This window comes from Pseudomonas sp. TKO26 (assembly GCF_003225665.1).
GTDB classification, from domain to species: domain Bacteria; phylum Pseudomonadota; class Gammaproteobacteria; order Pseudomonadales; family Pseudomonadaceae; genus Aquipseudomonas; species Aquipseudomonas saponiphila.
Genome location: NZ_QKLN01000002.1, coordinates 304,357 through 327,265, shown reverse-complemented (window position 1 = coordinate 327,265; position 22,909 = coordinate 304,357). Strand labels below are relative to the sequence as shown.

General features: G+C 63.3%; 18 protein-coding genes. 7 read left to right on the top strand and 11 right to left on the bottom strand.

Annotated features, from left to right (window positions below):
• The first annotated feature begins 389 nt into the window (after positions 1 to 389).
• On the top strand, positions 390 to 1,664 hold the full coding sequence (locus tag DNK59_RS04735; RefSeq protein ID WP_110722429.1) for an OprD family porin: 1,275 nt from the start codon (positions 390 to 392) through the stop codon (positions 1,662 to 1,664).
• Positions 1,665 to 1,833: 169 nt separating this feature from the next.
• Positions 1,834 to 2,544, top strand: a complete 711-nt coding sequence (locus tag DNK59_RS04730) for a phosphatase PAP2 family protein (protein WP_256596292.1) — start codon at positions 1,834 to 1,836, stop codon at positions 2,542 to 2,544.
• Here DNK59_RS04730 and DNK59_RS04725 read toward each other — a convergent pair.
• From DNK59_RS04725 to DNK59_RS04685, 9 genes are all read right to left on the bottom strand, one after another.
• Positions 2,541 to 3,590 carry a YncE family protein gene (locus DNK59_RS04725; RefSeq protein ID WP_110722427.1) on the bottom strand — a complete coding sequence of 350 codons (1,050 nt, stop codon included), beginning with the start codon at positions 3,588 to 3,590 and terminating at the stop codon, positions 2,541 to 2,543. The two genes, DNK59_RS04730 and DNK59_RS04725, sit on opposite strands and share 4 nt — an antisense overlap.
• A complete protein-coding gene (locus DNK59_RS04720) occupies positions 3,590 to 6,028 on the bottom strand; it encodes a TonB-dependent receptor (protein ID WP_092319751.1) in 2,439 nt (812 codons plus the stop codon). The genes DNK59_RS04725 and DNK59_RS04720 overlap by 1 nt, the downstream gene beginning before the upstream one ends.
• 153 nt (positions 6,029 to 6,181) lie before the next feature.
• Positions 6,182 to 7,885: a bifunctional UDP-sugar hydrolase/5'-nucleotidase gene (locus DNK59_RS04715; protein WP_110722426.1), complete on the bottom strand. Its 1,704-nt coding sequence runs from the start codon at positions 7,883 to 7,885 to the stop codon at positions 6,182 to 6,184.
• Between the two features lie 143 nt (positions 7,886 to 8,028).
• Complete coding sequence (locus DNK59_RS04710) at positions 8,029 to 8,673, bottom strand: MotA/TolQ/ExbB proton channel family protein (protein ID WP_060837612.1); 645 nt, start codon at positions 8,671 to 8,673, stop codon at positions 8,029 to 8,031.
• Positions 8,674 to 8,701: 28 nt separating this feature from the next.
• Positions 8,702 to 10,942, bottom strand: coding sequence for a TonB-dependent receptor (locus DNK59_RS04705; protein ID WP_110722425.1), 2,241 nt, complete (start codon positions 10,940 to 10,942; stop codon positions 8,702 to 8,704).
• A gap of 43 nt (positions 10,943 to 10,985) precedes the next feature.
• Positions 10,986 to 11,756 (bottom strand): energy transducer TonB, encoded by a 771-nt coding sequence (locus DNK59_RS04700; protein ID WP_110722424.1) that lies wholly within the window; start codon positions 11,754 to 11,756, stop codon positions 10,986 to 10,988.
• Positions 11,757 to 11,760: 4 nt separating this feature from the next.
• Complete coding sequence (locus DNK59_RS04695; RefSeq protein WP_060837609.1) at positions 11,761 to 12,168, bottom strand: biopolymer transporter ExbD; 408 nt, start codon at positions 12,166 to 12,168, stop codon at positions 11,761 to 11,763.
• 168 nt (positions 12,169 to 12,336) lie between these two features.
• Positions 12,337 to 13,326 (bottom strand): FecR family protein, encoded by a 990-nt coding sequence (locus DNK59_RS04690; protein ID WP_110722423.1) that lies wholly within the window; start codon positions 13,324 to 13,326, stop codon positions 12,337 to 12,339.
• The gene (locus tag DNK59_RS04685) at positions 13,323 to 13,901 is read right to left on the bottom strand and encodes an RNA polymerase sigma factor (RefSeq protein ID WP_110722422.1); all 579 of its coding nucleotides are present in this window, start codon (positions 13,899 to 13,901) and stop codon (positions 13,323 to 13,325) included. The genes DNK59_RS04690 and DNK59_RS04685 overlap by 4 nt, the downstream gene beginning before the upstream one ends.
• Positions 13,902 to 14,278: 377 nt before the next feature.
• Between DNK59_RS04685 and DNK59_RS04680 the strand changes: the two genes are divergently transcribed.
• The 3 genes from DNK59_RS04680 (at position 14,279) to fecA (ending at position 18,229) form a co-directional block, all read left to right on the top strand.
• The gene (locus DNK59_RS04680; protein ID WP_110722421.1) at positions 14,279 to 14,767 is read left to right on the top strand and encodes a sigma-70 family RNA polymerase sigma factor; all 489 of its coding nucleotides are present in this window, start codon (positions 14,279 to 14,281) and stop codon (positions 14,765 to 14,767) included.
• An 8-nt stretch (positions 14,768 to 14,775) separates the two neighbouring features.
• The gene (locus DNK59_RS04675) at positions 14,776 to 15,741 is read left to right on the top strand and encodes a FecR domain-containing protein (protein ID WP_110722420.1); all 966 of its coding nucleotides are present in this window, start codon (positions 14,776 to 14,778) and stop codon (positions 15,739 to 15,741) included.
• A 130-nt stretch (positions 15,742 to 15,871) separates the two neighbouring features.
• Positions 15,872 to 18,229 carry a TonB-dependent Fe(3+) dicitrate receptor FecA gene (gene fecA / locus DNK59_RS04670; RefSeq protein ID WP_110722419.1) on the top strand — a complete coding sequence of 786 codons (2,358 nt, stop codon included), beginning with the start codon at positions 15,872 to 15,874 and terminating at the stop codon, positions 18,227 to 18,229.
• Between the two features lie 87 nt (positions 18,230 to 18,316).
• On the opposite strand, the gene DNK59_RS04665 is transcribed toward fecA, so the two are convergent.
• A complete protein-coding gene (locus tag DNK59_RS04665) occupies positions 18,317 to 18,724 on the bottom strand; it encodes an HPF/RaiA family ribosome-associated protein (RefSeq protein WP_016962913.1) in 408 nt (135 codons plus the stop codon).
• 213 nt (positions 18,725 to 18,937) lie between these two features.
• Entirely contained in the window at positions 18,938 to 19,885 is a 948-nt protein-coding gene (locus DNK59_RS04660) for a LysR substrate-binding domain-containing protein (RefSeq protein ID WP_092319735.1), read from the bottom strand.
• Positions 19,886 to 20,020: 135 nt separating this feature from the next.
• Between DNK59_RS04660 and DNK59_RS04655 the strand changes: the two genes are divergently transcribed.
• Both DNK59_RS04655 and DNK59_RS04650 read left to right on the top strand, forming a co-directional pair.
• Entirely contained in the window at positions 20,021 to 21,397 is a 1,377-nt protein-coding gene (locus DNK59_RS04655) for an L-serine ammonia-lyase (protein WP_092319733.1), read from the top strand.
• A gap of 63 nt (positions 21,398 to 21,460) precedes the next feature.
• Entirely contained in the window at positions 21,461 to 22,762 is a 1,302-nt protein-coding gene (locus DNK59_RS04650; protein ID WP_110722418.1) for a serine/threonine transporter, read from the top strand.
• Positions 22,763 to 22,909: the final 147 nt, after the last annotated feature.

Genomic DNA, 22,909 nt, shown 5'->3' with positions numbered 1-22,909 from the left:
TTACTTAAACAAGACGATTCTTACAAACCAATTAAACAAATCCCACACGCCTTTCCATAAAAGAGCACTTCCAACAAGCTCTTATATGACACTCAAAAACATAAACAAGTAATTATTTTAAAACCTCAGTTACCACTTCATTCACAGAAGTGATGATTCTTGTTTAACCTCGACCCCAACTTAATCTTTAGACCTTGAAGCCCCTGGCATTAGGCAAAAGCCCAACACACAACCACACACCATTTAAGCCAACCAATTGAAACACCCAGCAACATCACCCCCATAACCAAACACCCGAAACCTTCATTAATTAAATGAACCGGCAATAACTCAACACCTCAGTCGTCAATCGCCTTACTCCAAAAACAACAAGAACAGAGGACGATGCAATGCGTTCAAGAAACTTGCCACGACAATGGGTCCAGTGCTCGACCCTAATATGTGCCTCGATACTGGCCGTTCCGGTGAACGCCAAACTGCTGGACGACAGCAGCGCTCGCCTGGAACTGCGCAACTACTACTTCAACCGGGACTATCGCGAAGGCACCGCCCCACCCCGAGAAGAATGGGCGCAAGGCTTCCTCCTGCACCTGGACTCGGGGTTTACCGAGGGCCGCATTGGTGTCGGTGCCGACGCCATCGGCATGCTCGGGATCAAGCTGGATTCCGCCCCCGGCCGAAGCGGCACCGGGCTGCTGAAGGTGGCGCGCAATGGCCGGGCCGAGGATGACTATTGGAAACTGGCCCTGGCCGGGAAGCTCAAGGCCAGCAAGACCCAATTCAAGTTCGGCGCCCTGGTGCCACCGACACTGCCGACGCTGAAACCCAACGACGGCCGCCTGTTTCCGCAGGTTTTCGAAGGCGGGCTGCTGACCTCGAATGAAATCGACGACCTGGAATTGACCGCCGGGCGCCTGAGCCGGGTCATGCAGCGCAACGCCACGGAGTACACCCCGCTGACCCTGAGCCCCTTGAACCGGCGCTTTCAAGGCCAGGGGGCAACCGCGGAACACTTCGACATGGCAGGCATCGACTACCGATTCCACAAGCAATGGCTGGCTCGCGTGCATGTCGCCCAACTGGAGGACATCTACCGCCAGCAGGTCTTCACCCTGGTCGGCAAGAGCCCCTGGGGACCGGGAACGTTCAGCGGCGATCTGCGCCTGAGCCTGATGAACGACTACGGCGATGCCAAGGGCGGCAAGATCGACAACCGCGCATTGCAGGGGATGCTCGGCTACGCCTACAAGGGCCACAGCCTTGGCCTGACCTACCAGCGAATGTTGGGCGACACCGGGTATGCCAACATCCTGGGGGCCGATGCCAACCTGATCAACTTGTCCATATTGGGCGACTTCGCCAATGCCAAGGAGCGTTCCTGGGCCCTGCGTTATGGCTATGACTTCGCCAGCCTGGGCTTGCCGGGCCTGAGCCTCAATAGTCGCTATATATCCGGCAGCCATGCCCAGATCACCGGCACCCGCACTATTGGCAAATCATGGGAGCTGGATAATGAACTGCGCTATGTCGTGCAACAAGGCCCACTGAAAAACTTGAGTGTGCGCCTGCGCAGTGCGCTCTATCGTTCCAATTACGCCAAGAACTTCATTCGCGACACTGACGACACCCGCTTGATGTTCAACTATTCCTGGAACATCAAGTAACTCAATACACAGAGCCGATATAACAGTTCGAATACCTAGAGGTGCCATTTCCATGCAACGCCTATTATTGAAAAGTTTATCCAGCCTGTTGTTTATAAGCCTGTTCAACCCTGTCGCAGCCAAACAAACCGGTACAGCGGAAAATATCCCGGAGTTCCGGCCGGGTTACTTGATCGGCTATCTGAAACAGCAGGATCTGCCCAATAGTCTGTCGCTGTTGCCGCCACCTCCTGCGCCGGGCACTCCGGCCTTCGCTCTGGACCAGCGCATGGCTGAAAAAAGCCAGGCCTTGCGCGGCGGCAAACGCTGGGAGCTGGCCATCAGCGATGCCAACCTGAAGTTCCCCGCCGCCGCTGAGACGTTTTCCTGTGCCTTGGATGCGCCAATCAGCGAACAGCACACACCGGTGTTGTACAGAGTCTTGCGCCGGACCCTGACCGACGCCGGGCTGGCCACCTACAGCGCCAAGAAGCGCTACCAGCGCACCCGGCCCTTCGTCTACAACCAGCAGCCCAGCTGCACCCCGGAAGATGAGGCCAAGCTGGCCGCGGACGGTTCCTACCCATCGGGCCACAGCGCCATCGGCTGGGCCTGGGCGCTGCTGCTGAGCGAACTGGCCCCCGAGCACGGCAACGCGCTCTGGGCCCGTGGCCGGGCCTATTCGGAAAGTCGCATGGTGTGCAACGTGCATTGGTACAGCGATGTGCGCGAAGGCCGCGAGATCGGCGCGACCACCGTGGCACGCTTGCACGCCGACCCGACCTTCCAGGCCGACTTCGCCGGCGCCCGGCAAGAGTTACTGGCCGTCCGCACCAAGGGCCTGACCGCCAGCGGCGACTGCGCGGCACAAGCGCAAGCCCTGGCACTGGGCGCCGACTAGGGCGCCAGGGTGATGACCTTGAAGGTATTGGCGTGAAACAGCGGATCCGGCTTGGGGTCGGCCGGGCTGGCGGCCGGCTGGGTGAAGTCCATCGCCGCCAGATAGACCCGCTGACTGCTGGGGTCGAATGCCATGTTGTAGGCCATGGGCTGGGTGCTGACGCTGCCCAGGGCCTGGTAGCGGTCGGCGTCGAGCTGGGCGATGACGCTGAGGTTGGCGTCCACCCCGCTGGCGATCAGCAAGCGCCGGGCCTGGGGGTCGTAGGCCAGGGCGTTGACGTCGCGGGTGATCGGCAGGCTGGCCTTCAGCGCGCCGCTGTCGCGGTCGAGCACCAGCAGCAGCGGCCGCTCACCGCGGCAGGCGACGAACAGCCGCCCACGCTGTTCATCCTGGGCCAGGGCACTGGGCCGCTGACAGTCGGGATACTGCCAGCGATCCAGGACCTTGAAGCTGCTGGAGGACAACCGCGCGACGATGCCTTCGTCGCGCATCGGCAAAAAGAAACTGCCATCGCCCTTGAGCAGCAAGGGGTCGATCTTCTTCACCGCCAGCTCATGGGCCGCAGTGATCCGTTCTTCCTTGGGATCGAACACGAACAGGGTCGAACGATCGGCCCGGCGTCCGCTGACGATGATCACCTGCCCGGTGCGCGGCTCGTACACCGCGCTATTGAGGTTGCTCTGGGTCACGGCGATGCGCTTGAGCGGCTTGAGTGTGGATAACTCCACCAGCCCCAGGCTGCCGTCGGTGTTGAGCACCAGCAGACGGTTCAGTTCGGGCAACGCCACCACGCCGTTGGCTCCCTGTGATTGCTCGACGGTGCGCAGCAGACGCTGCTTGTCCACATCAAACACGCTCAGGCCGTTCTCGCGCCGGGCCACGTAAAGGTAGGGCCGGGTCGGGTCCAGGGTGATAAAGCCCCAGCTGCTGCCGGCACCCGGCAACTGCACTTGCTGTTCGCGGTGGTACAGGCGTTCATCCGTTGGCGAGACGGCCTGGGCCGCGCCGCAAAACGCCAGGAACGCACTCAGGGTCAGGGCCTTCATCAGAACTCCAGGGTGCTAGACAGCGATACTTGGCGAGCATCACCCATGGACACGAAGAACTTGCTGGCCGACGAGGTGTAGTAGGTCTTGTCGAACAGGTTCTTCACGTTGAGCTGGAACTTGACCTTCTGCCCTTCGAGCCGGGTGTCGTAGGTGGCGAAGGCATCGGCCACGGTGTAGCCCGGCAGGTCGAAGCTGTTGGGCGCGTCCCCGGCGCGCTGGCCGACATAACGGGCCCCGGCGCCGACCCGCAGGCGGTCGCCGCCGATCAGGCTGCCGAAGTCGTAGACCGCCGACAGCGAGCCGCTGTTCTTGGCCACGTTCTGCAGTTGCTTGCCCTTGTACTGGGTGTCCTTGGTCACCTCGGTGTCGGTGTAGGCATAGCTGCCGATCAGGCTCCACTGATCCGTGAGCTGCCCGGTCAGGTCCAGCTCCAAGCCCTGGGAGTGCACTTCACCGGCGACGCTGGTGACGGTCTCGGTGGCGGTGGCCGTGGACACCAGCACATTGCGCTTGGTGATGTCGAACAGCGCCGCGCTGGCGGTGATGCGCCCGGGGATGTCGAGCTTGGCGCCCAGCTCCCAGGACTTGGCCTCTTCCGGGGCGATGGAGCCGTCCAGCACCGCGGTGCCGCCAGCCAGCTGGGCGATGCTGGAGTTGGGTTTGAACGACTCGGTGTAGCTGCCGTAGAACGACAGCTGGTCGGTGTAGCGATACACCAGCCCGGCACGGGGCACGAACTTCTGCCCGTTGCTGTCGGTGTTGGCGTGGAACGGCCGGCCCTTGCCGGCGTACTGGTCGTATTCCTGGAAGCGCCCGCCGCCCACCAGGATCCACTGGTCGGTGAGGTGGATGGCGTCCTGGAAGAACAGCGAGTCGCTGCGCAGCAGGTCGGTCTGGTCGCTGTCCGGGGCGCTGACCGTGGTGCCGGCCACTTCCCGACCGTAGACCGGGTTCAGGTAGTTGAAGGTGGTCCGGCTTTTCTGCCGGATCAGGTCGGCGCGGTAGATCTTGCGGTACTCGTCGTCCAGGCCGAACACCAGGTCGTGCTGCATGCCGCCCAGTTGCACCTTGCCTTCCAGGCTGGCGGTGGCATAGCGGTCGGTGGTCAGGGCGCCCTGGGTGCCGTCCATGCTTCGGGTCAGGGTGCCGTTGGCATTCACCGCGGTCAGGCGCACCTGGCTGGCGTCGTAGGTTTCGCGGTTCCAGCTGTAGCCGAAGTGGGCTTTCCAGTCGTCGCTGAGCTCGTGGTCGACTTCGAAGCGATACAGGTCCGAGCGCCCTTCCATGTTGTTGAACGGCTCGTCCAGGCGCCGGGTGGCCGGAATGTCCAGCGGGTGATTGGTCTTGGGGTCGATGGCCGTGCCGCGGTCGAACGGGGTCAGAAATTCGCGGTGTTCATAGGCCAGCAGCACCTTGGTGCTTTCGCCGTACCAGGCCAGGGACGGCGCCACCAGGGATTCGCGGTGGGTGCCGAAGTTGCGCCAGTAATCTTCGTCTTCGTGATCGACGATCAAGCGGTAGGCCAGCCCGGAGTCGCCGAGCGGCCCGGTGGTGTCCAGGCTGCCACCGCTGCCGTTCTTGCCCGAGCCGTAGGTCGAGCCGCGCACGGTCAAGGAAGTGGACTGTTGCAACTCAGGCTTCTTGCTGACGACGTTGATCACCCCGCCCGGGTCCTGGATGCCATACAGCAGCGACGACGGGCCCTTGAGCACTTCAACCCGCTCCGCCGTGGCATTCAGCGCCCGGCCCTGCACCACCGGCATGCTGTCGCGCATGATCGACCCGTTGCGGTTGTCGCCAAAACCGCGCAGCAACACCGCGTCCTGGGTGCCGCCCAGGGTGTTGGTCTGGGTGATGCCACTGACGTTCTTCAGGGCGTCATCCAGGTTGCGCGGGGTCTGGTCCTTCAGCACCTGGGCCGGAACCACGTTGATGATCTGCGGGATTTCCTGGTTCAGCGCCTGGCTACGGGCCACCGAGGTGGTGGCCGGCGGCTGGTAGCTGGTGCTGTCGTCAGGCCCCTGGGCGGTGATGCTGGTGGGCGCCAGGTTCAATCCGGCGCTTTTCGGCAAGGGTTCGAGAACCAGGGTGCGAGCATCACTGTGCCGGTAGGTGAAACCGGAATTGCCCAACAGCTGCTGCAGCGCCTGGTCGGCGCTGAGCTGGCCGCTGATCGCAGGTGCCTGGAGGCTGTAGGGCGCGTCGTCGGTGTAGACCACGCTGATCCCGGTGACCCGGGTGAAATCGCTCAGGGCTTGGGGCAACGGCTTGGCCGCGATGGAAAAGTTGAACAGCGCGCTGTGTTGCTCGGCACCGACCTGGGCTGCCAATGCAACACTCAGAGGCAGCAGCGCCGCCCCTGAAACCACCAGCGCCGAAGCGCCGAACCACCGTTTGACCGAAGCGTTTGCCGCCGAATGTGCCCTGGACTTCATGCTTGAGACTCGCGTGTAAAAAAGTCGTGAATGCGAATTAGTCGCACTTTCAAGCACTACACGTAGCTCGAACGCAAAGACCTCACCTGTTTTTTGAAAATATTTTCATGACGGCAAACACCACGCCTGTGCCTCGCGGCATCCCCCCTGCGGCTACAGGGATCGCTGGATACGCCCGGCGCTGGTGCTGGAGCCCACTGGCCGGCCCTGCTGGTCCATGGCCTTGAGGTACTGGAGCATTGCGTCGAGGTCACTGAGCCCGAGGTCGCTGCGGTTGCGGCCGCTCTTGAACAGGCTGAAGCGGTCGCCGCCATCGGCCAGGAAACCGTTCATCACCACCCGGTAGTTCGCCTCGGCACGCAGCGGCTGGCCATTGAGGCGCAGGCTGCCGGGCACTACGCGGCTGTCCGGCGGACGCTTGGCATCCCAGCGATAGCTGAAGCCCTGGGACACTTGCAGGATGTTGGCATCGTCCGCGCCCTTCCACTGCTGGTTGAGCACCTGTTCGATCTGTCGGCCGGTGAGGTCGAAGGCAATCAGGTTGTTGTTGAACGGCTGCAGGGTCGCCAGTTGCCCGTAGTTGACCTGAGTCTGCCCGGGTTCCAGGGCCAGGTCGCTGCGAATCCCACCGGTGTTCATGAAGGCGATCTGCGCACCACCCGCCCGGCCGCCGGCCAGATGGGCGTCGGCGATCAGGTCACCAATCGGCATTTCCCCGGCGGCATCGGCGCGCCGGGCAATCGGCGAGGCGGCAATGGCCCCCACCGGCTTGAGCAACACCTTATTGCTGCGGGCCTCCACCTGCTGTTGCAACTGCGCCAGGGCCGGGTCCTGTGGATAACGTGCCGGATCGGCCAGCAGGTTGGCCGCCTGGATGCTCGCCACCCGGTGCTGGCCCGGTGTCACTTGCAGGGTCAGGTGGGTCAGCAGATGGCCGTAGGCATTGCCCTGGGTCACCAGCAGCGGGCCGACCTTGCACAGGTAGCCCTGGTGCGAGTGGGCGCTGATCAGCACATCCACCGCCGGGTCCAGGCGCTTGGCCACATCGACGATATCGCCGCTCAGTTGCGAACAGTCCGGTTGGTCGAACGGCTCCGGGGTCGCGCCGCCCTGATGCACCACGGCGACGATGGCGTTGACCCCCTGGGCGTTGAGCTCGGGGATCAGCCGGTTGATGGCATCGGCTTCATCGGTCACCTGCAAACCACGCATGCCCTTGGCGCTGACCACCGAGGCCACATCCCGCAGCACCGCGCCGACGAAGGCCACCTTGACCCCGCGCACTTCCTCGATGCGATAGGCCGGCAACAGCGGCTGGCCGGTGTCGCTGTCCAGCAGGTTGGCCGCCAGGTAGGGGAAACCGCTGCCGGGGTAGTTCGGGCGGAACTGGCAGGCCTTGTCCGGCCGCGACGACTGGCAGCCGCCGTTGAGCTGGCGCAGGAACTCGGCCTTGCCGTTGTCCAGTTCGTGGTTGCCGATGGCGCTGAGCTTCATGCCCATCTGGCGCAGGGCCTCCAGGGTCGGCTCGTCGGCCCACATGGCCGACAGCGGCGGGCTGCCGCCCACCAGGTCGCCAGCGCCGATGAACAGCAGCTGCGGGTCCTGCTGGCGCAGTTGGGTCAGCATGCCGCCCAGGGTGGCGATGCCGCCAGCCTGCAGTCTGCGTATGCCGCCCGGGGCCTGCGGGTCCTGGTAGCTGAAGGGGTTGGCTTGCAGGTAGCCGTGCAAATCGTTGATGGCGACGATGTTCACCGCCACCGGTTGCGGCTCGCGGGTCAGCGAGCTGCAACCGGCCAGGGCGACCAGGGCCAGGGTCAGTGCACCCAGCAACCGGGGCATGGGACGAAGACGGGACATAAAAGAAATCCTTGGTAGATCACGAAAAAAATCCGCTGGCGCAGGGCAATCGGGCAGAGAAGAGCGCTGGGGGTACAGCGCGCCTTCACCGTCGATCGTCCGAACGCGGCCCGAGCCTACGGCAGCGGCTACAGGCTAGGCCATCAGGCCGGTTGCAGGCTGCCGTGGAGCGCTTGCGGTGCCGGCGGCGCCTTCAGCGCGGTGCCCATGCCGGCGCGCAGCAGGAGGATCTTCAGGTGGTCGGTGATGCGCTCGACCCGGTCCTGGAAGTGGTTGTGGAAGATCATGCTGCCCAGGGCGATGGCGATGCCCAGGGCCGTGGCATAGAGCGCGGTGCCGATGCCCTTGGACACTTCGCCCGGGTCGCTGACGCCGGTTTCGGCCAGGGCCTTGAAGGTGTCGATGATCCCCAGGATGGTGCCCAGAAGGCCCAGCAAGGGCGCGGCGGTAACCACGGTTTCCAGCAGCCACAGGCCATGCATCAGCTTGCTGCGGGTGGCGATGTAGATCGACTCGCTCAAGTCTTCCAGGTCCTTGTGGCTGGCCAGCCCCTGCTTGTGGGCAAACAGCTCGGCGACCATCTCCAGGGGCAGGCTGTTGCGCTGGCGCAGCTCGGCTGGCAAGTCGTCGACGCTGTGCATCTTCGGGTTGAGCACGCTCTCCAGTTTCTTCGCCTGACGCAGGCTGAAGCTGAAGTAGATGCCCCGCTCCACGGCGATAAAGGCGGCAATCGCGGCGGCGCCGTACATGGTGTAGAAGGTGATGTCGTGCAGCAGATTCATGTCCATCGTCATTTCCTCGTGTGCCTGAAGGGCATCAGAACCCGGCTTCCAGGGAGACCATCGCGGTGCGTTCCTCACCGACGTTGTAATAGGCCGTGCTTGGCGCCAGACCGTTGGTGCGTTGGGTGTTGAACGACACGGTGCGGGTCGAGGCCAGGTATTCCTTGTCGAACACGTTGAGCATGGAGAAGCGCAGGGTCGCGGACTTCAGCACCTTCTTGTCCACCGGCAGGTGGATACCGGCGTTGAGGTCGACCACAGTGCGCCCGGCGATCTTCTCGTCGTTGGTCAGGTCGCCGTAGAAGGCGCCGACGTACTTGCCGACCACGTTGCCGTAGTAGCGCGAGTCGTCGTAGCCCAGGCTCAGGTTGAACATGTTTTCCGGCACGTTGGCCAGTTGCTTGCCGGAGGTCGGCAGCAGCACGTTCTTGTTGGTCAGGTCGTCCATCTGCTCGGACTTGGTGTAGGTGTACGAGGCGTAGTAGTTGAAGTCATGGGGCAACTTGCCGCTCCACTCCAGCTCCAGGCCGCGGTTCTTCACTTCGCCAACGTTGGCCACGACGTAGTCGCCGTTGAGGTCGGTGGTGGAAATCTGCCGGTCCTTGAAGCTGATGTAGAACAGGGTCGCGCTCAGGGCCATGTTCTCTTCGCTGTAGCGCCAGCCCAGTTCCTGGTTCCAGCTCAGCTCGGGTTTCAGGCTGATGGAGTCACCCTTGTTGTAGAGCACGTAGTTGGGCGGCGTGCGCATGTTGCGGGTGACGTTGTAGAAGGCCTGGTTGTTCGGGTCGATCTGGTACTTGGCGTTGAAGCTGGGCAGGAACTGGTGGTATTTGGCGTCGCGTTTTTCCGGCTTGTCGGTGAGGCTGCCGAGGTTGTTGCCGTCACGCTCCACGTACTGGTAGGCCAGGGCCCCGGTCAGGGTCAGGTCCGGGGTGGCCTGCCAGGTGTCCTGCACCCAGAGTTTCTGCGCCGGGGTCACGGTGTACTGGTGACGACCCTGGACCGTGACGCCGTTACGGTCCACCAGTTGGTCGGAGCCGTTGTAGTCGCCCCAGACATTCTCCGGTGCGCCGTTGCCCTTGATCCCGATAAAGGGCTGGGTCTGGCGCTGGCGAGCGCGCTCGTACCAGTAGCCGACGTCCAGGCTGTGGGCTTCGTTGAGGTCCCACTTGAGCTTGGTGGTCATCCCTGGGCGCCAGGTTTCGGTCCACGACGGCCGGTAGTAGGTGCCGGCGGGCAAGCCGGTGAGGTCGTAGTTGCCGGCCTTGTTCGAGCTGGCGGACAGGCTGTTGGCGGTCTGGCCGCTGAAGCTGCCGCCGTTGGACCACACGTAGTACGGGTTGAAGGTCAGGCTCAGGTCGTCGCGCAGTTGAAAGCGCTGGGTCAGCGAAGCAGTCACGCTTTCGAAGGGATTGCGGTTGAGCTTGTAGGACTGGGACACGCTGCCGTTCTTGAACACGGTGTTTTCCGAGTAGTCCAGGCGCCGGCCCTGGTTCTGGAACTGGGCCTTGCTCAGGCTGTTGTAGTTATAGTTTTCCTGCAGGTTGTACTTGACGATGGCGTTGGTGGAGTTGCCGTTGCCGTCTTCGAACAGGGTGTTCCACTCGACCTTGTCGGCGCGCAGGGTGCCCTTGCCACGCCACTTGTCGCCCTCGGTGTGGGACGCCGAAACCCAGGTCTTGAAACCGCCCAGGTCACCGGTGTTCAAGCGGGCGAAGCTCTTGCGCACGTTGTTCGAGCCGATGGACTGCTTGGCGAACACGCCAAAATCCTTGCTCGGGCGGATGGTCACCAGGCCGATGTTGCCACCGCTGGAGCCGATGTGCGGACCGTCGGCTTCGGATGAACCCTGGGTGACGAAGACTTCGCTGAAGTTCTCCGGGTCGCCCATCAGGTTGGGGTAGATGCTGTAGTCCCCGGAATCGTTGATCGGGAAACCGTCGGAAGACAGCCCGACCTGGTCGGAGTTCATCCCACGCATGGTGAAGTTGGTGCCGCTCAACCCCGTGGCGTCGGTGCTGGAGACGTTGATCCCCGGGGTGTACTTGAGCTTGTCCACGGCGTTGGCGGTGGGGGCCATCTGGTCCATGGCTTCCTTGGTCACGGTAGAGCGCCCCTTGGCGCTTTCTTCCTTGATCATGTGGCCGTTGCCCAGGGTCTGTTTACCGGCAACGTTCACCGCACCGACGTCGACGCTGTCGTCGGCCAGAACCAATGGCGCAAAACTGCCCAGGCCCGATGCCAGAAGCAGGGCATAAAGTTTATTGATCTTCACGGGTCAATCCCTTGCTTACAACTTTCGTTAATAGGTGATGGGTTTATTCCACGTTGTAACTAAAGGTCGCGGTAAAACGTTGCTTGTTCTTGCCGGAGAACGCGTCCGAGGGAAACGGTGAAACTTTCTCCACGCGGCGCAAACTGGTTTGCGCGGCGCGATTGAGCAACATGTTCGGCGCCTTGTTTTCGATGCCACTGTCGAGCACGTTGCCGGCCCGATCGACTTCCAGCCAGATCACCACATCGCCCTGGGGACGTTGCAGCGAGGCCTCGCGGCCGCTGGGGTATTGCTTGTGCTTTTCCAGTTCCTTGCGCAAAGCGGCGGTGTACAGGCTTTCCTTGATGGCACTGCTGGGCGCCGCGGGGGCGGGGGCCGGAGCAGGTACGGCGGCCGCCGGCGCCACCGGTTGGGCGGCGGCCACCGCGGCGGGTTGCGGTGTTGCTGGAGCGCTCTGGGCCACGGCCGGAGCCGGCTTGGGTGGCGAAGGCTTGGCCACCATGGGCTTGGGCACGGGCGGCTTGGGCTTGACCACCGGCTTGGGCTTGGGTGGCTCGATCACCAGCGGTTCTTCCTCCGGCACCACCTGCGGCGGCTCGGGCTCGATGGGCAACGGCTCGGGCTCGGGCGGCGGCGGTGGCTCGGCAGCGGCCAGCAGTTCGGCGGCATCGACCAGGGCAATTTCCACGGTGCTTTCGTCGTACACCGGCTTGATCTGCAACTGCTGCAACTGGCTGGTATAGATCACCAGCAACAACAGGCCAGCCGGCAGCAGGCACGCCAGCCACTTGCGTGTTTTATATAAGGCGAACATGGCGTCAGGACTTGCGTGTAGCGATGGAGACGGAAGAGAAGCCATTGCCCTTGAGCAAGTCCATCACCGACACCAGGCGCTTAACTTCCACGCCCTGATCGCTATTGATAATGATCACCAACTTTTCACTGCCGTTGTTCAGCACTTTGAGTTGGGCCAACAGTGCCCCTTCATCCAGATCCTGTCCGTCCAGTTGCAGACGTTCCTGCAGACCCAGGGTAATCACCGCCTTGTTTTGCGGCTTCAACTGTTGCGCGGTGCTGGCGACCGGCAACTGCGTCTTGATCCCTACGGCCGGGATCACGTTGAGGCTGATGAGTACAAAGAACACCAGCAAAAACATCATCACGTCGATCATCGGAATGATTTCGATGTGGGCCTTCTTCTTTTTAGCGACATCCCAGCTGCGCATCGTCTTGCTCCCGCTTCAGCCTTCCCTCCCTTGTGAGAGCTGAATCACAACCCTCGCCGATCCTGACCATGTGCTCAGGAATGCGCAGATCATCCGCGTCCGAGATAACGGTTTGGTGACAGAACGGTGTGATCTCGATGAATGTTCGGGAGCTCTGGGACGGGCTTTTCAGCGCAGAACCAGGAGTCGGCCAAAGAGCTGGTGCTGCTCGAAGCCCAAGACCGCCTGCAGGGAATCGAGGATCGCTTGCGGGTCCTTGCTGGAGAAACTGCCGCTGACCCGGCGCGCCGCCAACTCGTCGTTGAGCAGCACAATGCGCCCGGGGAAATAGCGCCGCAGGTCGGCCACCACCTCGCCCAGGGGCGCGTGGTAATAGTTCAGCCAACCCTGGCGCCAGGCCAGTTGCGCCTCGCTGTCGACGCCGTGCAAAGGGGTCGCTACAGCGTGCCCGTAGGCCACTTGCTGGCCGGCGCCGAGGACCTGCTGCGCCGCGCCTTGGGCCGCTGTGACCGCGACCCGCCCGGACAGCACCGTGACCTGCGCGCCCGCCGGTTGCAGGCGCACTTCGAACTGGGTACCCAGGACCCGTGTCTCGCCCTCCCCGGCCGCCACCACGAAGGGCGCGCCGGTGTGGCTGACACTGAAGAATCCGGCGCCGCGGCGCAGTTGCACATGCCGCTCGCCGCCGCTGAAGTCCACGGCAATCGCGCTGTCGGCGTCCAGGGTCACCTGGCTCTGGTCGGCCAGGGTCACGGTGCGCACCTGGCCCGGCGCGGAAACGTAGTCGGCCCCCAGGTCATCGACCCAGCGCCCAGGCTGCCAACCGGTGCCCAGGGCCACCGCCAGCACCAGGCTGGCGGCCATGGCCAGGCCCGCCGACCAGCGTCGTCGCGCTCGGCCCTTGGCCGCATCCATGGAGCGCAGCAGGCCTTGCAGGGCAAAGGCGTCCTCATCGGCCAGGGTCCGCGCCGGCTGTTCGCTCAACTCCCACAGCACCTGGGCCTGGGCATAGGCCTCGATGTGCGCGGGGTCGGCCTGCAGCCACTGGCTGAAGGTCGCCTGATCACCGCTGCTGGGCTGATCGTGGAGCAGGCTCAGCCAGGCCAGGGCCGCCTGTTCCTGGGCGGGCGTCGGGATAACGCGGGAGCGGTGGTTCACGGTGCATTCCTTGGCGTGCGCGGGGTCGAGGGGTCCCGCAGGCTGGCCTTGCAGGCTTCGAGGGCGCGCATCATGTGTTTTTCCACGGCGCTTTGGGACAGGCCCATGACTTTGGCGATCTCGGCGTACTTGCGCCCGTGGATGCGATTGAGCAGGAAGATCTGCCGGGTACGCTGCGGCAGGCTGCGCAGGGCGGCCTCGACATGGCGCAGATCGTTGCCGGCTTCCAGGGCGGCCTGGGGCTCGCAGCCCTGATTGTCCTGTTGCTCCGGCAGCCAGCCTTCACTGACCCGCACCCGCGCGCCCTCGCTACGCAGATGATCGATGGCGATGTTGCCGGCACAGCGCAGCAGGTAGGTGCTGAGTTCTTCGACCTGCACCAGCGGCCGGCGCCAGAAGCGCAGGAACAGGTCCTGCACCAGGTCCGCAGCGGTGGCCCGGCAACCGACCCGGCGGCTGACCAGGGCTTCCATCTGTGCCCGCTGGGACAGGAACACCTGCAGAAAATGCGCGCGGCTGCCCTGAGGATCGGCGTGTTCCAACTCAGAAGGCTTGGGTGGCAAGGTGCTCATCATCGTCGGCTCGCTCAGCAACAGGCCGGGGCGAGCACTGGCGGCCGCACCCGGTGAGCGAGCCCCTGCTTGAAGCAGGAGGCGTGCGCCAGCAACGCGGCGAGAACCTGCGAAGCCAACGCCAGACAATAGGAAGTGGCGATAGCGCCGACCTGGCTTTTCATGTTTCGACCTTGAAGCGAGAGGAAAGCCGGCACCGCGCACAGGGACCGGAAAACAGGCGGGCATTTTAATGATAAATATTCTCATATGCAAAAAGCCCGCGACGAATTTCTCCTGACTTCGCGGCCGCCCCCTGATTGCCGAATGCCGTATCAACCCTCTAAAATGCGAACAATTCTTGTTATCTAATAAGTCTTGTTCGCGCAGGAGCGTCCGGTTTGTCCCACTCCGCTACCGTCGAAGGCCTCTACCACGCCCATCACAGCTGGCTGAACAACTGGTTGCGACGCCGGCTCGGCTGCCCGCACAGCGCCGCCGACCTGGCACAGGACACCTTTGTCCGAGTGCTCGGCGCCCGGGAAACACCGGCCCTGATCGAACCCCGGGCGTTTCTCACCACCGTCGCCAAGCGTGTGCTGTTCAACCACTACCGGCGCCAGGACCTGGAACGGGCCTATCAGGAAACCCTGGCGCAGATGCCGGAACAGTTCGCGCCCTCCGAAGAGGAGCGGGCCATCATCCTGCAGACCCTGATGGAACTGGACAGCTTGCTCGATGGCCTGCCGCGCCCGGTCAAGCGGGCCTTCCTGCTGTGCCAGCTGGACGGCATGAGCTACGGCGAAATCGCCCGGGAATTGAACATCTCCATCGCCACGGTCAAACGCCACCTGAACAAAGCTGCCATGCGCTGCTACTTCGCCCTGTGAGTGCCTTGATGAATCCACACCTCAACGGCCAGCCCGACTTCAGCCAGCAGGTGGCCGAGCAGGCCGTGCACTGGCTACTGGAAATGCACGGCGGGCCGTTGAGCCCGCGTCAGCAACAGGCCTGGCAGCACTGGCACGACGCCCACAGCGAACATCAACGGGCCTGGGAGCATATCCAGCGGGTCAACCAGCGCTTGCGCGGTGTGTCGTCGCCCCTGGCCCATGCCGCTCTGAACGGCCCCAGGTCCTCCAGTCGACGCCAGGCGCTGAAGCTGTTGCTGCTGCTTGGCGCCGGCTCGGTCGCGGCCTGGGGCCTGCGCGAGCACAACCCGCTGCCGCCGCTGCTGGCGGACTATCGAAGCAAGGTGGGCCAGCGCCGCCAACTGCAACTGAGCGACGGCAGCCAACTGCAACTCAATACCCGCAGCGCCGTGGACGTGCGCTTTGACGGGCAGCAGCGGCTGATCCGTCTGCTGGAGGGCGAGATCATGCTCAGCAGCGCCCAGGACGCCCGCCCCTTGCAGGTGCAGACCGCCCAGGGCTGGCTAAGCCCGCAAGGCGCACGGCTGAACCTGCGCCAGTTCAAGACGCGCGCTCACCTGGCGGTGTTCTCGGGAAGCGTGAGCGTAAAGCCCCTGAGCGACTCGGCCGCGCCCTTTCAGGTGGCGGCCGGGCAACAGGTGAGTTTCGACCGTCACCGCGGGGCAACGCCCCGCGCCCTGGATGCCGGCAGCGGCGCCTGGAGCGAAGGCATGCTGGTGGCGGCGCACATGCGCCTGGCGGACTTTCTCGATGAACTGGGGCGCTACCGCCCTGGCCAATTGAACTGCGATGGGCAAGTGGCCGACCTGCTGATTTCCGGCAGCTATCCGCTGGATGACAGCGAACGGATTCTGGATCTTCTGGAAATCAGCCTGCCGGTCAAGGTGCGGCGCTTTACCCGGTATTGGGTCACTGTTGAAGCACGGGCGTAGAAGCGGCCCGTTCATTCGCACAGGGGTCTTTGCCGCCGAAAAAAATGTCCGATCAGGTGAGCCGTTTGCAACGGCTCGGGTGACAGAGAAGGAAAGCCACCTTGATTCCCCCTTCTCAGGACCCCCGTTCATGACCGAGCAACCCACCCGTCTCACTCCCTTGGCCCGCGCATTGCGCCACTTGCTGCTGGGCGCCAGCCTGACTCTCGGCGGTCTGCCCCTGGCTCAGGCCGCCGAGGCAGCCAAGAGTTATCACATCGCCCCCACCACCCTGGAAGACGCGCTGAACCAGTTCGGCCGGGAGTCCGGGGTGCTGATTTCCTTCGGTTCACAGCTCACCCGTGGCGTGCAAAGCCGTGGCCTGGAAGGGCAATACGCTGCGCAGGAAGGCCTTGATAGGCTGCTGCAAGGCACCGGCCTGCAAGCCCGCGCCGAAGGCAACAATGCCTTCAGCCTGCAACCGGCCAGCCCGGACAAAGCCCCACAAACGCTGCACCTGGAGGCCTCCAACGTGGTGGGCGACTGGCTCGGTGATGCCCAGCAGAACGATGTGTTCGAGCACGCCGGCGCCCGCGACGTGATCCGCCGGGAAGAATTCGAACACCAAGGTGCAACCCAGGCGCGGGACGTGCTCAATCGGATTCCCGGGGTCAATGCACCGGACAACAACGGCACCGGCAGCCACGACATGGCGCTGAACTTCGGTATCCGTGGCCTCAATCCGCGCCTGGCCTCGCGTTCCACGGTGTTGATGGATGGCATTCCGGTGCCTTTCGCCCCCTACGGTCAGCCGCAACTGTCGTTTGCCCCCATCAGCATGGGCAACATGGACGCGGTGGACGTGGTACGCGGCGGCGGTGCGGTGCGCTATGGCCCGCAGAACGTCGGCGGCATCGTCAACTTCGTGACCCGGGCGATTCCCGATACGCCAACGGTCAAGGGAGGTTTTCAGACCGAGACCAGCCCCTCCTCCAGCCATGACGGCTTCAAGACCACCGGCAACCTGCTGGCCGGCGGTACCGCCGATAACGGCCTGGGTGGCGCCCTGCTGTACTCCGGCACCCGCGGCGGCGACTGGCGCGAACACAGCGACACGCAGATCGACGACCTGATCCTCAAAGGCAAGTACCAGCTCGACGAGGCCAACAGCTTCAACGCCATGGCCCAGTACTACGAAGGTCAGGCGGACATGCCGGGGGGCCTGAACGTAGCGGACTACAAGGCCAACCCGTACCAGTCGACCCGCCCTTACGACAAGTTCTGGGGCCGGCGCACGATGTTCAACGTCGGCTACCGCTACCAGGAAGACCGTCGTGAATTCACCGTCAACAGCTTCTTCACCAAGACCCTGCGCAGCGGTTACCTGGACCAGGGCAGCTTCCTCTCCCTGTCACCCCGGGAATATTGGGTGCGCGGCCTGGAAACCCGCTTCGCCCAGGGCTTCGACCTGGGCGCCAGCAGCCACGAGGTGGGGGTCGGTTATCGCTACATCAACGAGGCCGGGCATGAACTGCGCTATCGCACACCGCTGACCGCCAATCAGCAACTGCCCACCAGCAACAGCCGCAACGACCGCGACACCCGCGGCGGCACCGAGGCCCACGCGTTCTTCGTCGACGACCGGATCGATATCGGCAAGTGGACCCTGACCCCGGGCATCCGCTACGAGATGATCGAGTCCCAGCAAAGCAACAACCTCACCCACGTCAAATACCAGGGCGACTACAACACCGCACTGCCGGCGCTGAACGTGATGTATCACCTCAACGAGAGCTGGAACCTCTACGCCAATACCGAAGGCTCCTTCGGCAGCGTGCAGTACAGCCAGATGCCCAACCGTGTGGCCAGCGGCGAGGTCAAACCGGAAAAGGCCCGCACCTGGGAACTGGGCACCCGCTATGACGACGGCACCCTGCGGGCGGAACTCGGCGCGTTCCTGATCAACTTCGACAACCAGTACGACAGCAACCAGACCAACGACAGCGTGATCGCTCGTGGCGAAACCCGTCATCAGGGGATCGAGGGCAGCCTCAACTACGCCCTGGATGGCCTGGATCCGGCGTTGGCCGGTTTCAATGTCTACGCCACCTACGCCTACGTCGATGCCACGATTCGCGAGGACGGTCCGAACAAGGGCAACCGCGTGCCCTTCTCTTCCAAGCACAAGGGCACCCTGGGGGTGAGCTACACCGAAGGCCCGTGGAAGCTCAATCTCGACAGCAGCTACCAGAGCAGCCAGTTCGCCGACAATGCCAACACCTCGCGCGAAAGCGCCGATGGCAGCAACGGTCGAATTCCCGGCTACATGCTGTTCAGCACCCGCGCCGGCTATGACTTCGGCCCGCAGCTGTCAGACCTGAATGTCGCAGTGGGGGTGAAGAACATCTTCAATCACCAGTACTTCACGCGCTCTTTCGACGACAACAACAAGGGCAAATACGTGGGCGAACCGCGCACCCTGTATGTGCAGACATCCGTCGCCTTCTAAAACCCGCCGCGCGCCACACGAACGCACCTGGCAGTGAAAAAAAAGGGCCTGCAATGCAGGCCCTTCTTTGGGGGGGACGCTTGGCCGTCAGCTATTGAGCGCGGCCTGTTGGTTTTCCAGGAATTCTTCTTCAAGCAGGGCATCGGCCTCGCTGCCATCGCTGCTGGGCACGGCGGCCGCACGTTTGCCGCGCAGTTTGCCGAACATGTGCTCCAGGGCGCTTTCCAGCTTGACGGTGGCGCCATCGATGGCCTGTTCCAAAGTATCGGCCTTGTGGGTCACGGAAATCGGTTGGTGACCTTTCGGACGGGCTTCCAGCTGGCAGCGCATATCGTCTGGACCGGACTTGCCGCCGTTCTCGTCCCGCAGGTGGACCACTACCCGGGTCAGGTCTTCTTCGTAGCGTTCGAGCGTGCTTTCAACGGTGCTGCGCACCCACTCCTCCATCCGAAGGCTGCTTTGAATATGGTTATCGCTATGGACTTGGATTTGCATAGTTCTTCCCTTATTTCAGCTTGCTCGTAAGAGGGTCAATGCAGGGCGTTTGGACCTGCGTTTCGTGACCTCTTGGTTACACAATTAGGCACGGCGAGGAACATTTCAACCCCTAAAAAAAGATAAATATTCATACGCAAATAAACCCGGACAAACCGCAAAAGCGCTGTTAATGTCGGGAGTTAGCTCGATTCGGCTTCCTCGCTCAAACCCTCACAATTGCCCCTCTCCCAGAGGGTGCAGACCACGAAAAATCTCCGCCTCCTCCACCAGCCAGTCATGCACCGCGCGAACCCCCGGATGACTCAGCGCGCCCGGCGCATAGAGCAGCACATAGCGCTTGTGATTGGGCACCGCCAGGCCGAAAGGCACGATCAGGGTGCCGCGCTCCAGCTCGTCGTTGAGCAGGGTGCGTCGGGCAATCGCCACGCCCATGCCGGCAATCGCCGCCTCGATGGTCAGGTGATTGCGATTGAAGGTATGACCACGGCGCACATCCGCGCCTTCGAAACCGATGGCATCGAGGTAGAACTCCCATTCGGCGTATTCGTAGCTGCCACGCCAGGCGGTGATGTCGTGCAGCAGCGCAAAGTGCGCCAGGTCCGCCGGGCCATGCAGCGGTGGTCGGCCCCGCAGCAAGCCCGGCGCGCACACAGGAAAGATCTGCTCGTCCAGTAGCGCGGTGGACTGCAAGCCCGGATAACTGCCGTCGTTGAGATCGATGGCCAGATCGAAGTCGCCTTCGTGCAGGGCCACGCTGCTGTCTTCGGCCACCAGCCGCAGCTGGATCTCCGGATAACGCTGTTGCAGGCGCGGCAGGCGCGGAGTCAGCCATTTGCCGAGAAACGAAGGGATCGACCGCAGGCGCAAGGTGCCGCTGATCATTCCCGCGTCCAGGCGCCGCAATTCCGCATCGATGCTGCCGTAGGCCTCGCTCACCGTCAGCGCCAGCCGCTGGCCCTCGGCACTCAGCTCGACGCCCCGGGGCCGGCGATGAAACAGGCGCAGCCCCAGGCGCTCTTCCAACTGGCGGATCTGCTGGCTGACCGCGCCGGGAGTGATGTGCAGTTCTTCGGCACAGCGGGTAAAGGACAGGTGCCGCGCGGCACAGGAAAACACATGCAGCCAGACATAGGTCTGGGCATGAAATTGACGACTCATCGTTTAGTCCTGCTAAAGGATCTCTTAGGAATTTTCGTTGGTCAGCCGCGACCGACCCGGGCAGTATCGCCGACATTGCGCTTGGCCTACAAAAAATGGCAGCGATCCACCTTCCATTGCTTGTAAGGCTTTAGCATGGCTATCAGTGTTTTCGATCTTTTCAAAGTCGGTATCGGCCCCTCCAGTTCCCACACCGTAGGCCCGATGCGCGCCGCCGCCACCTTCGCCCAGGCGCTGTTCGACCAGGGCCTGGAGCAGCAGGTGCAGCGGGTGCAAATCCGCCTCTACGGCTCCCTGTCGGCCACCGGCGTCGGCCATGCCACCGACCGCGCCAGCGTCATGGGCCTGATGGGCCAATGGCCAGACAGCATCGACCCCAGCAGCATCGACCCTTGCATCCAGCAACTGCGCGAAAGCGGCCAACTGCTGCTGGGCGGACGCACCCCCATTGCCTTTGACTGGCAGCAGGATTTGCTGCTGCTGGACGAAAGCCTGCCCTACCATCCCAACGCCATGTCGCTGAGCGCCTGCGGCGAGCAGGGCATGCTGCTGGAGCAGACCTACTACTCGGTGGGTGGTGGTTTCATCATCGAGGCCGCTCAGGTCGAGGCCGGTGTCGACGCCGCTGCCAGCGTCCAGTTGCCTTACGACTTCAACAGCGCCGCCGAACTGCTGGCCCTGTGCAAGACCCACAAGCTGCGGGTCGGCGAACTGATGCTGGCCAACGAACGGGCCTGGCGCAGCGATGCCGAAATCCGCAGCGGCCTGCTGCATATCTGGTCGGTGATGCGCGAGTGCGTGGAACAGGGCCTGCGCCACGAAGGCACCCTGCCCGGCGGCCTCGACGTGCCGCGGCGCGCCGCCAGGCTGCACCGCAGCCTGCTGGAGATCGGCAAGCCGAATGTCATCACCTCGACCCTCTCGGCCATGGAGTGGGTCAACCTCTACGCCCTGGCGGTAAACGAGGAAAACGCCGCCGGCGGCCGCATGGTCACTGCCCCCACCAACGGTGCGGCGGGGATCATCCCGGCAGTGCTGCACTACTACATGAAGTTCAATCCCCAGGCCTGTGACGACGACGTCGTGAGCTTTTTCCTCGGCGCCGCGGCCGTGGGCATCCTGTGCAAGAAGAACGCCTCCATCTCCGGTGCCGAAGTCGGTTGCCAGGGTGAAGTGGGCTCAGCCTGCGCCATGGCCGCCGCCGGTCTGGCGGAAGTGCTCGGCGCCACGCCCGAGCAACTGGAGAACGCCGCCGAGATCGGCCTGGAACACAACCTCGGCCTGACCTGCGACCCGGTGGGCGGCCTGGTGCAAGTGCCGTGCATCGAGCGCAACGCAATTGCCGCAGTGAAGGCGATCAACGCCACCCAGATGGCCCTGCGCGGCGACGGCCAGCATTTCATTTCCCTGGACCGGGTGATCCGCACCATGCGCGATACCGGCGCCGATATGCACGACAAATACAAAGAAACTTCACGGGGCGGCCTGGCAGTGAGCTGGGTGGAATGCTGAGGAGCCTTGCCTGACCGTCCGTAAAACGTGAGCCCGAGCAAAAATAATAACGAGGCGATACCGATGACCGATGTACCCACACCTGCTGCCGAACACCCTGCTGTAGCCACACCCCGCGACACCGCGACGGCCCATCAGGGCTGGAGCAAGCACGACACCACCTGGATGCTCGGCCTGTATGGCACCGCCATCGGCGCCGGCACCCTGTTCCTGCCGATCAACGCCGGGGTCGGTGGCTTCTGGCCGCTGATCGTGCTGGCGCTGCTGGCCTTCCCCATGACCTTCTTCGCCCACCGCGGCCTGACCCGTTTCGTCCTCTCCGGACGCTCCGGGGACATCACCGAAGTGGTCGAGGAGCATTTCGGGATCGGCGCCGGCAAGCTGATCACCCTGCTGTACTTCTTTGCCATCTTTCCGATCCTGCTGGTGTATAGCGTGGCCCTGACCAATACCCTGGGCAGCTTCATGGAGCACCAGTTGCACATGACGCCACCGCCTCGGGCGCTGCTGTCGCTGCTGCTGATCCTTGGCCTGATGGCCATCGTGCGCTGCGGCCAGGGCGTGATCGTGCGGGCCATGAGCCTGCTGGTCTATCCGTTCGTCGCCGCCTTGCTGCTCCTGGCCCTGAGCCTGATCCCCAACTGGAACGGCGCGTTCTTCGCCTCAGCCAGCGAAGGCATGGCCCTGCCGCTGTTCTTCAAGACCCTGTGGCTGGCGATTCCGGTGATGGTGTTTTCCTTCAACCACTCGCCGATCATCTCGGCCTTCGCGGTGGATCAGAAGCGCCAGTACGGTGCCCTGGCCGAGCGCAAGAGCAGCGGCATCCTGGCCACGGCCCACGGCATGATGGTACTGACGGTGATGTTCTTCTGCTTCAGCTGTGTGCTGGCCCTGTCGCCGGCGGACCTGGTGGCGGCCAAGCAACAGAACATCTCGATCCTGTCCTACCTGGCCAACCACTTCCAGACACCGGTGATTGCCTACGCCGCGCCGCTGATCGCGCTGGTGGCCATTACCAAGTCGTTCCTGGGCCACTACATCGGCGCCAGCGAGGGCTTCCAGGGGCTGATCGTGAAAAGCCTGCGCAGCCGCGGCCGTGTCCTCTCGGCCGGCAAGCTGGAAAAGATTACCGCGCTGTTCATGGTCCTCACCTGCTGGGCCGTGGCCACTTTCAACCCGAGCATCCTCGGCATGATCGAGACACTGGGCGGCCCGGTGATCGCCTGCCTGCTGTTCCTGATGCCGATGTACGCGATCCAGCGGGTGCCTTCACTGCGCCAGTATTCAGGCCAGCTGTCGAATCTGTTCGTGGTGCTGATCGGCCTGATCGCACTGTCTGCGATCATTTACTCGTTCCTGCCCTGAAACGGACCGGAATGAAAAAAGCGGACCCTGCGGTCCGCTTTTTTATCCCCGCAATCATTGCCTCGCGCGGTTCCCGGCATGCCCCTTGCTTCGTTCGTCCTTGAGCCACACGGACGTAGACAAACCTCGACGAACGACCGGCCGGCG

What these genes read in the sequence shown, in the direction of transcription:
- DNK59_RS04725 (WP_110722427.1), bottom strand. Translation starts at nt 3,590, where the DNA reads ATGAAGGCCCTGACCCTGAGTGCGTTCCTGGCGTTTTGCGGCGCGGCC.
- DNK59_RS04695 (WP_060837609.1), bottom strand. Translation starts at nt 12,168, where the DNA reads ATGCGCAGCTGGGATGTCGCTAAAAAGAAGAAGGCCCACATCGAAATC.
- DNK59_RS04685 (WP_110722422.1), bottom strand. Translation starts at nt 13,901, where the DNA reads ATGATGAGCACCTTGCCACCCAAGCCTTCTGAGTTGGAACACGCCGAT.
- DNK59_RS04660 (WP_092319735.1), bottom strand. Translation starts at nt 19,885, where the DNA reads ATGAGTCGTCAATTTCATGCCCAGACCTATGTCTGGCTGCATGTGTTT.
- fecA (WP_110722419.1), top strand. Translation starts at nt 15,872, where the DNA reads ATGACCGAGCAACCCACCCGTCTCACTCCCTTGGCCCGCGCATTGCGC.
- DNK59_RS04650 (WP_110722418.1), top strand. Translation starts at nt 21,461, where the DNA reads ATGACCGATGTACCCACACCTGCTGCCGAACACCCTGCTGTAGCCACA.
- DNK59_RS04700 (WP_110722424.1), bottom strand. Translation starts at nt 11,756, where the DNA reads ATGTTCGCCTTATATAAAACACGCAAGTGGCTGGCGTGCCTGCTGCCG.
- DNK59_RS04710 (WP_060837612.1), bottom strand. Translation starts at nt 8,673, where the DNA reads ATGGACATGAATCTGCTGCACGACATCACCTTCTACACCATGTACGGC.
- DNK59_RS04675 (WP_110722420.1), top strand. Translation starts at nt 14,776, where the DNA reads ATGAATCCACACCTCAACGGCCAGCCCGACTTCAGCCAGCAGGTGGCC.
- DNK59_RS04655 (WP_092319733.1), top strand. Translation starts at nt 20,021, where the DNA reads ATGGCTATCAGTGTTTTCGATCTTTTCAAAGTCGGTATCGGCCCCTCC.
- DNK59_RS04720 (WP_092319751.1), bottom strand. Translation starts at nt 6,028, where the DNA reads ATGAAGTCCAGGGCACATTCGGCGGCAAACGCTTCGGTCAAACGGTGG.
- DNK59_RS04735 (WP_110722429.1), top strand. Translation starts at nt 390, where the DNA reads ATGCGTTCAAGAAACTTGCCACGACAATGGGTCCAGTGCTCGACCCTA.
- DNK59_RS04665 (WP_016962913.1), bottom strand. Translation starts at nt 18,724, where the DNA reads ATGCAAATCCAAGTCCATAGCGATAACCATATTCAAAGCAGCCTTCGG.
- DNK59_RS04715 (WP_110722426.1), bottom strand. Translation starts at nt 7,885, where the DNA reads ATGTCCCGTCTTCGTCCCATGCCCCGGTTGCTGGGTGCACTGACCCTG.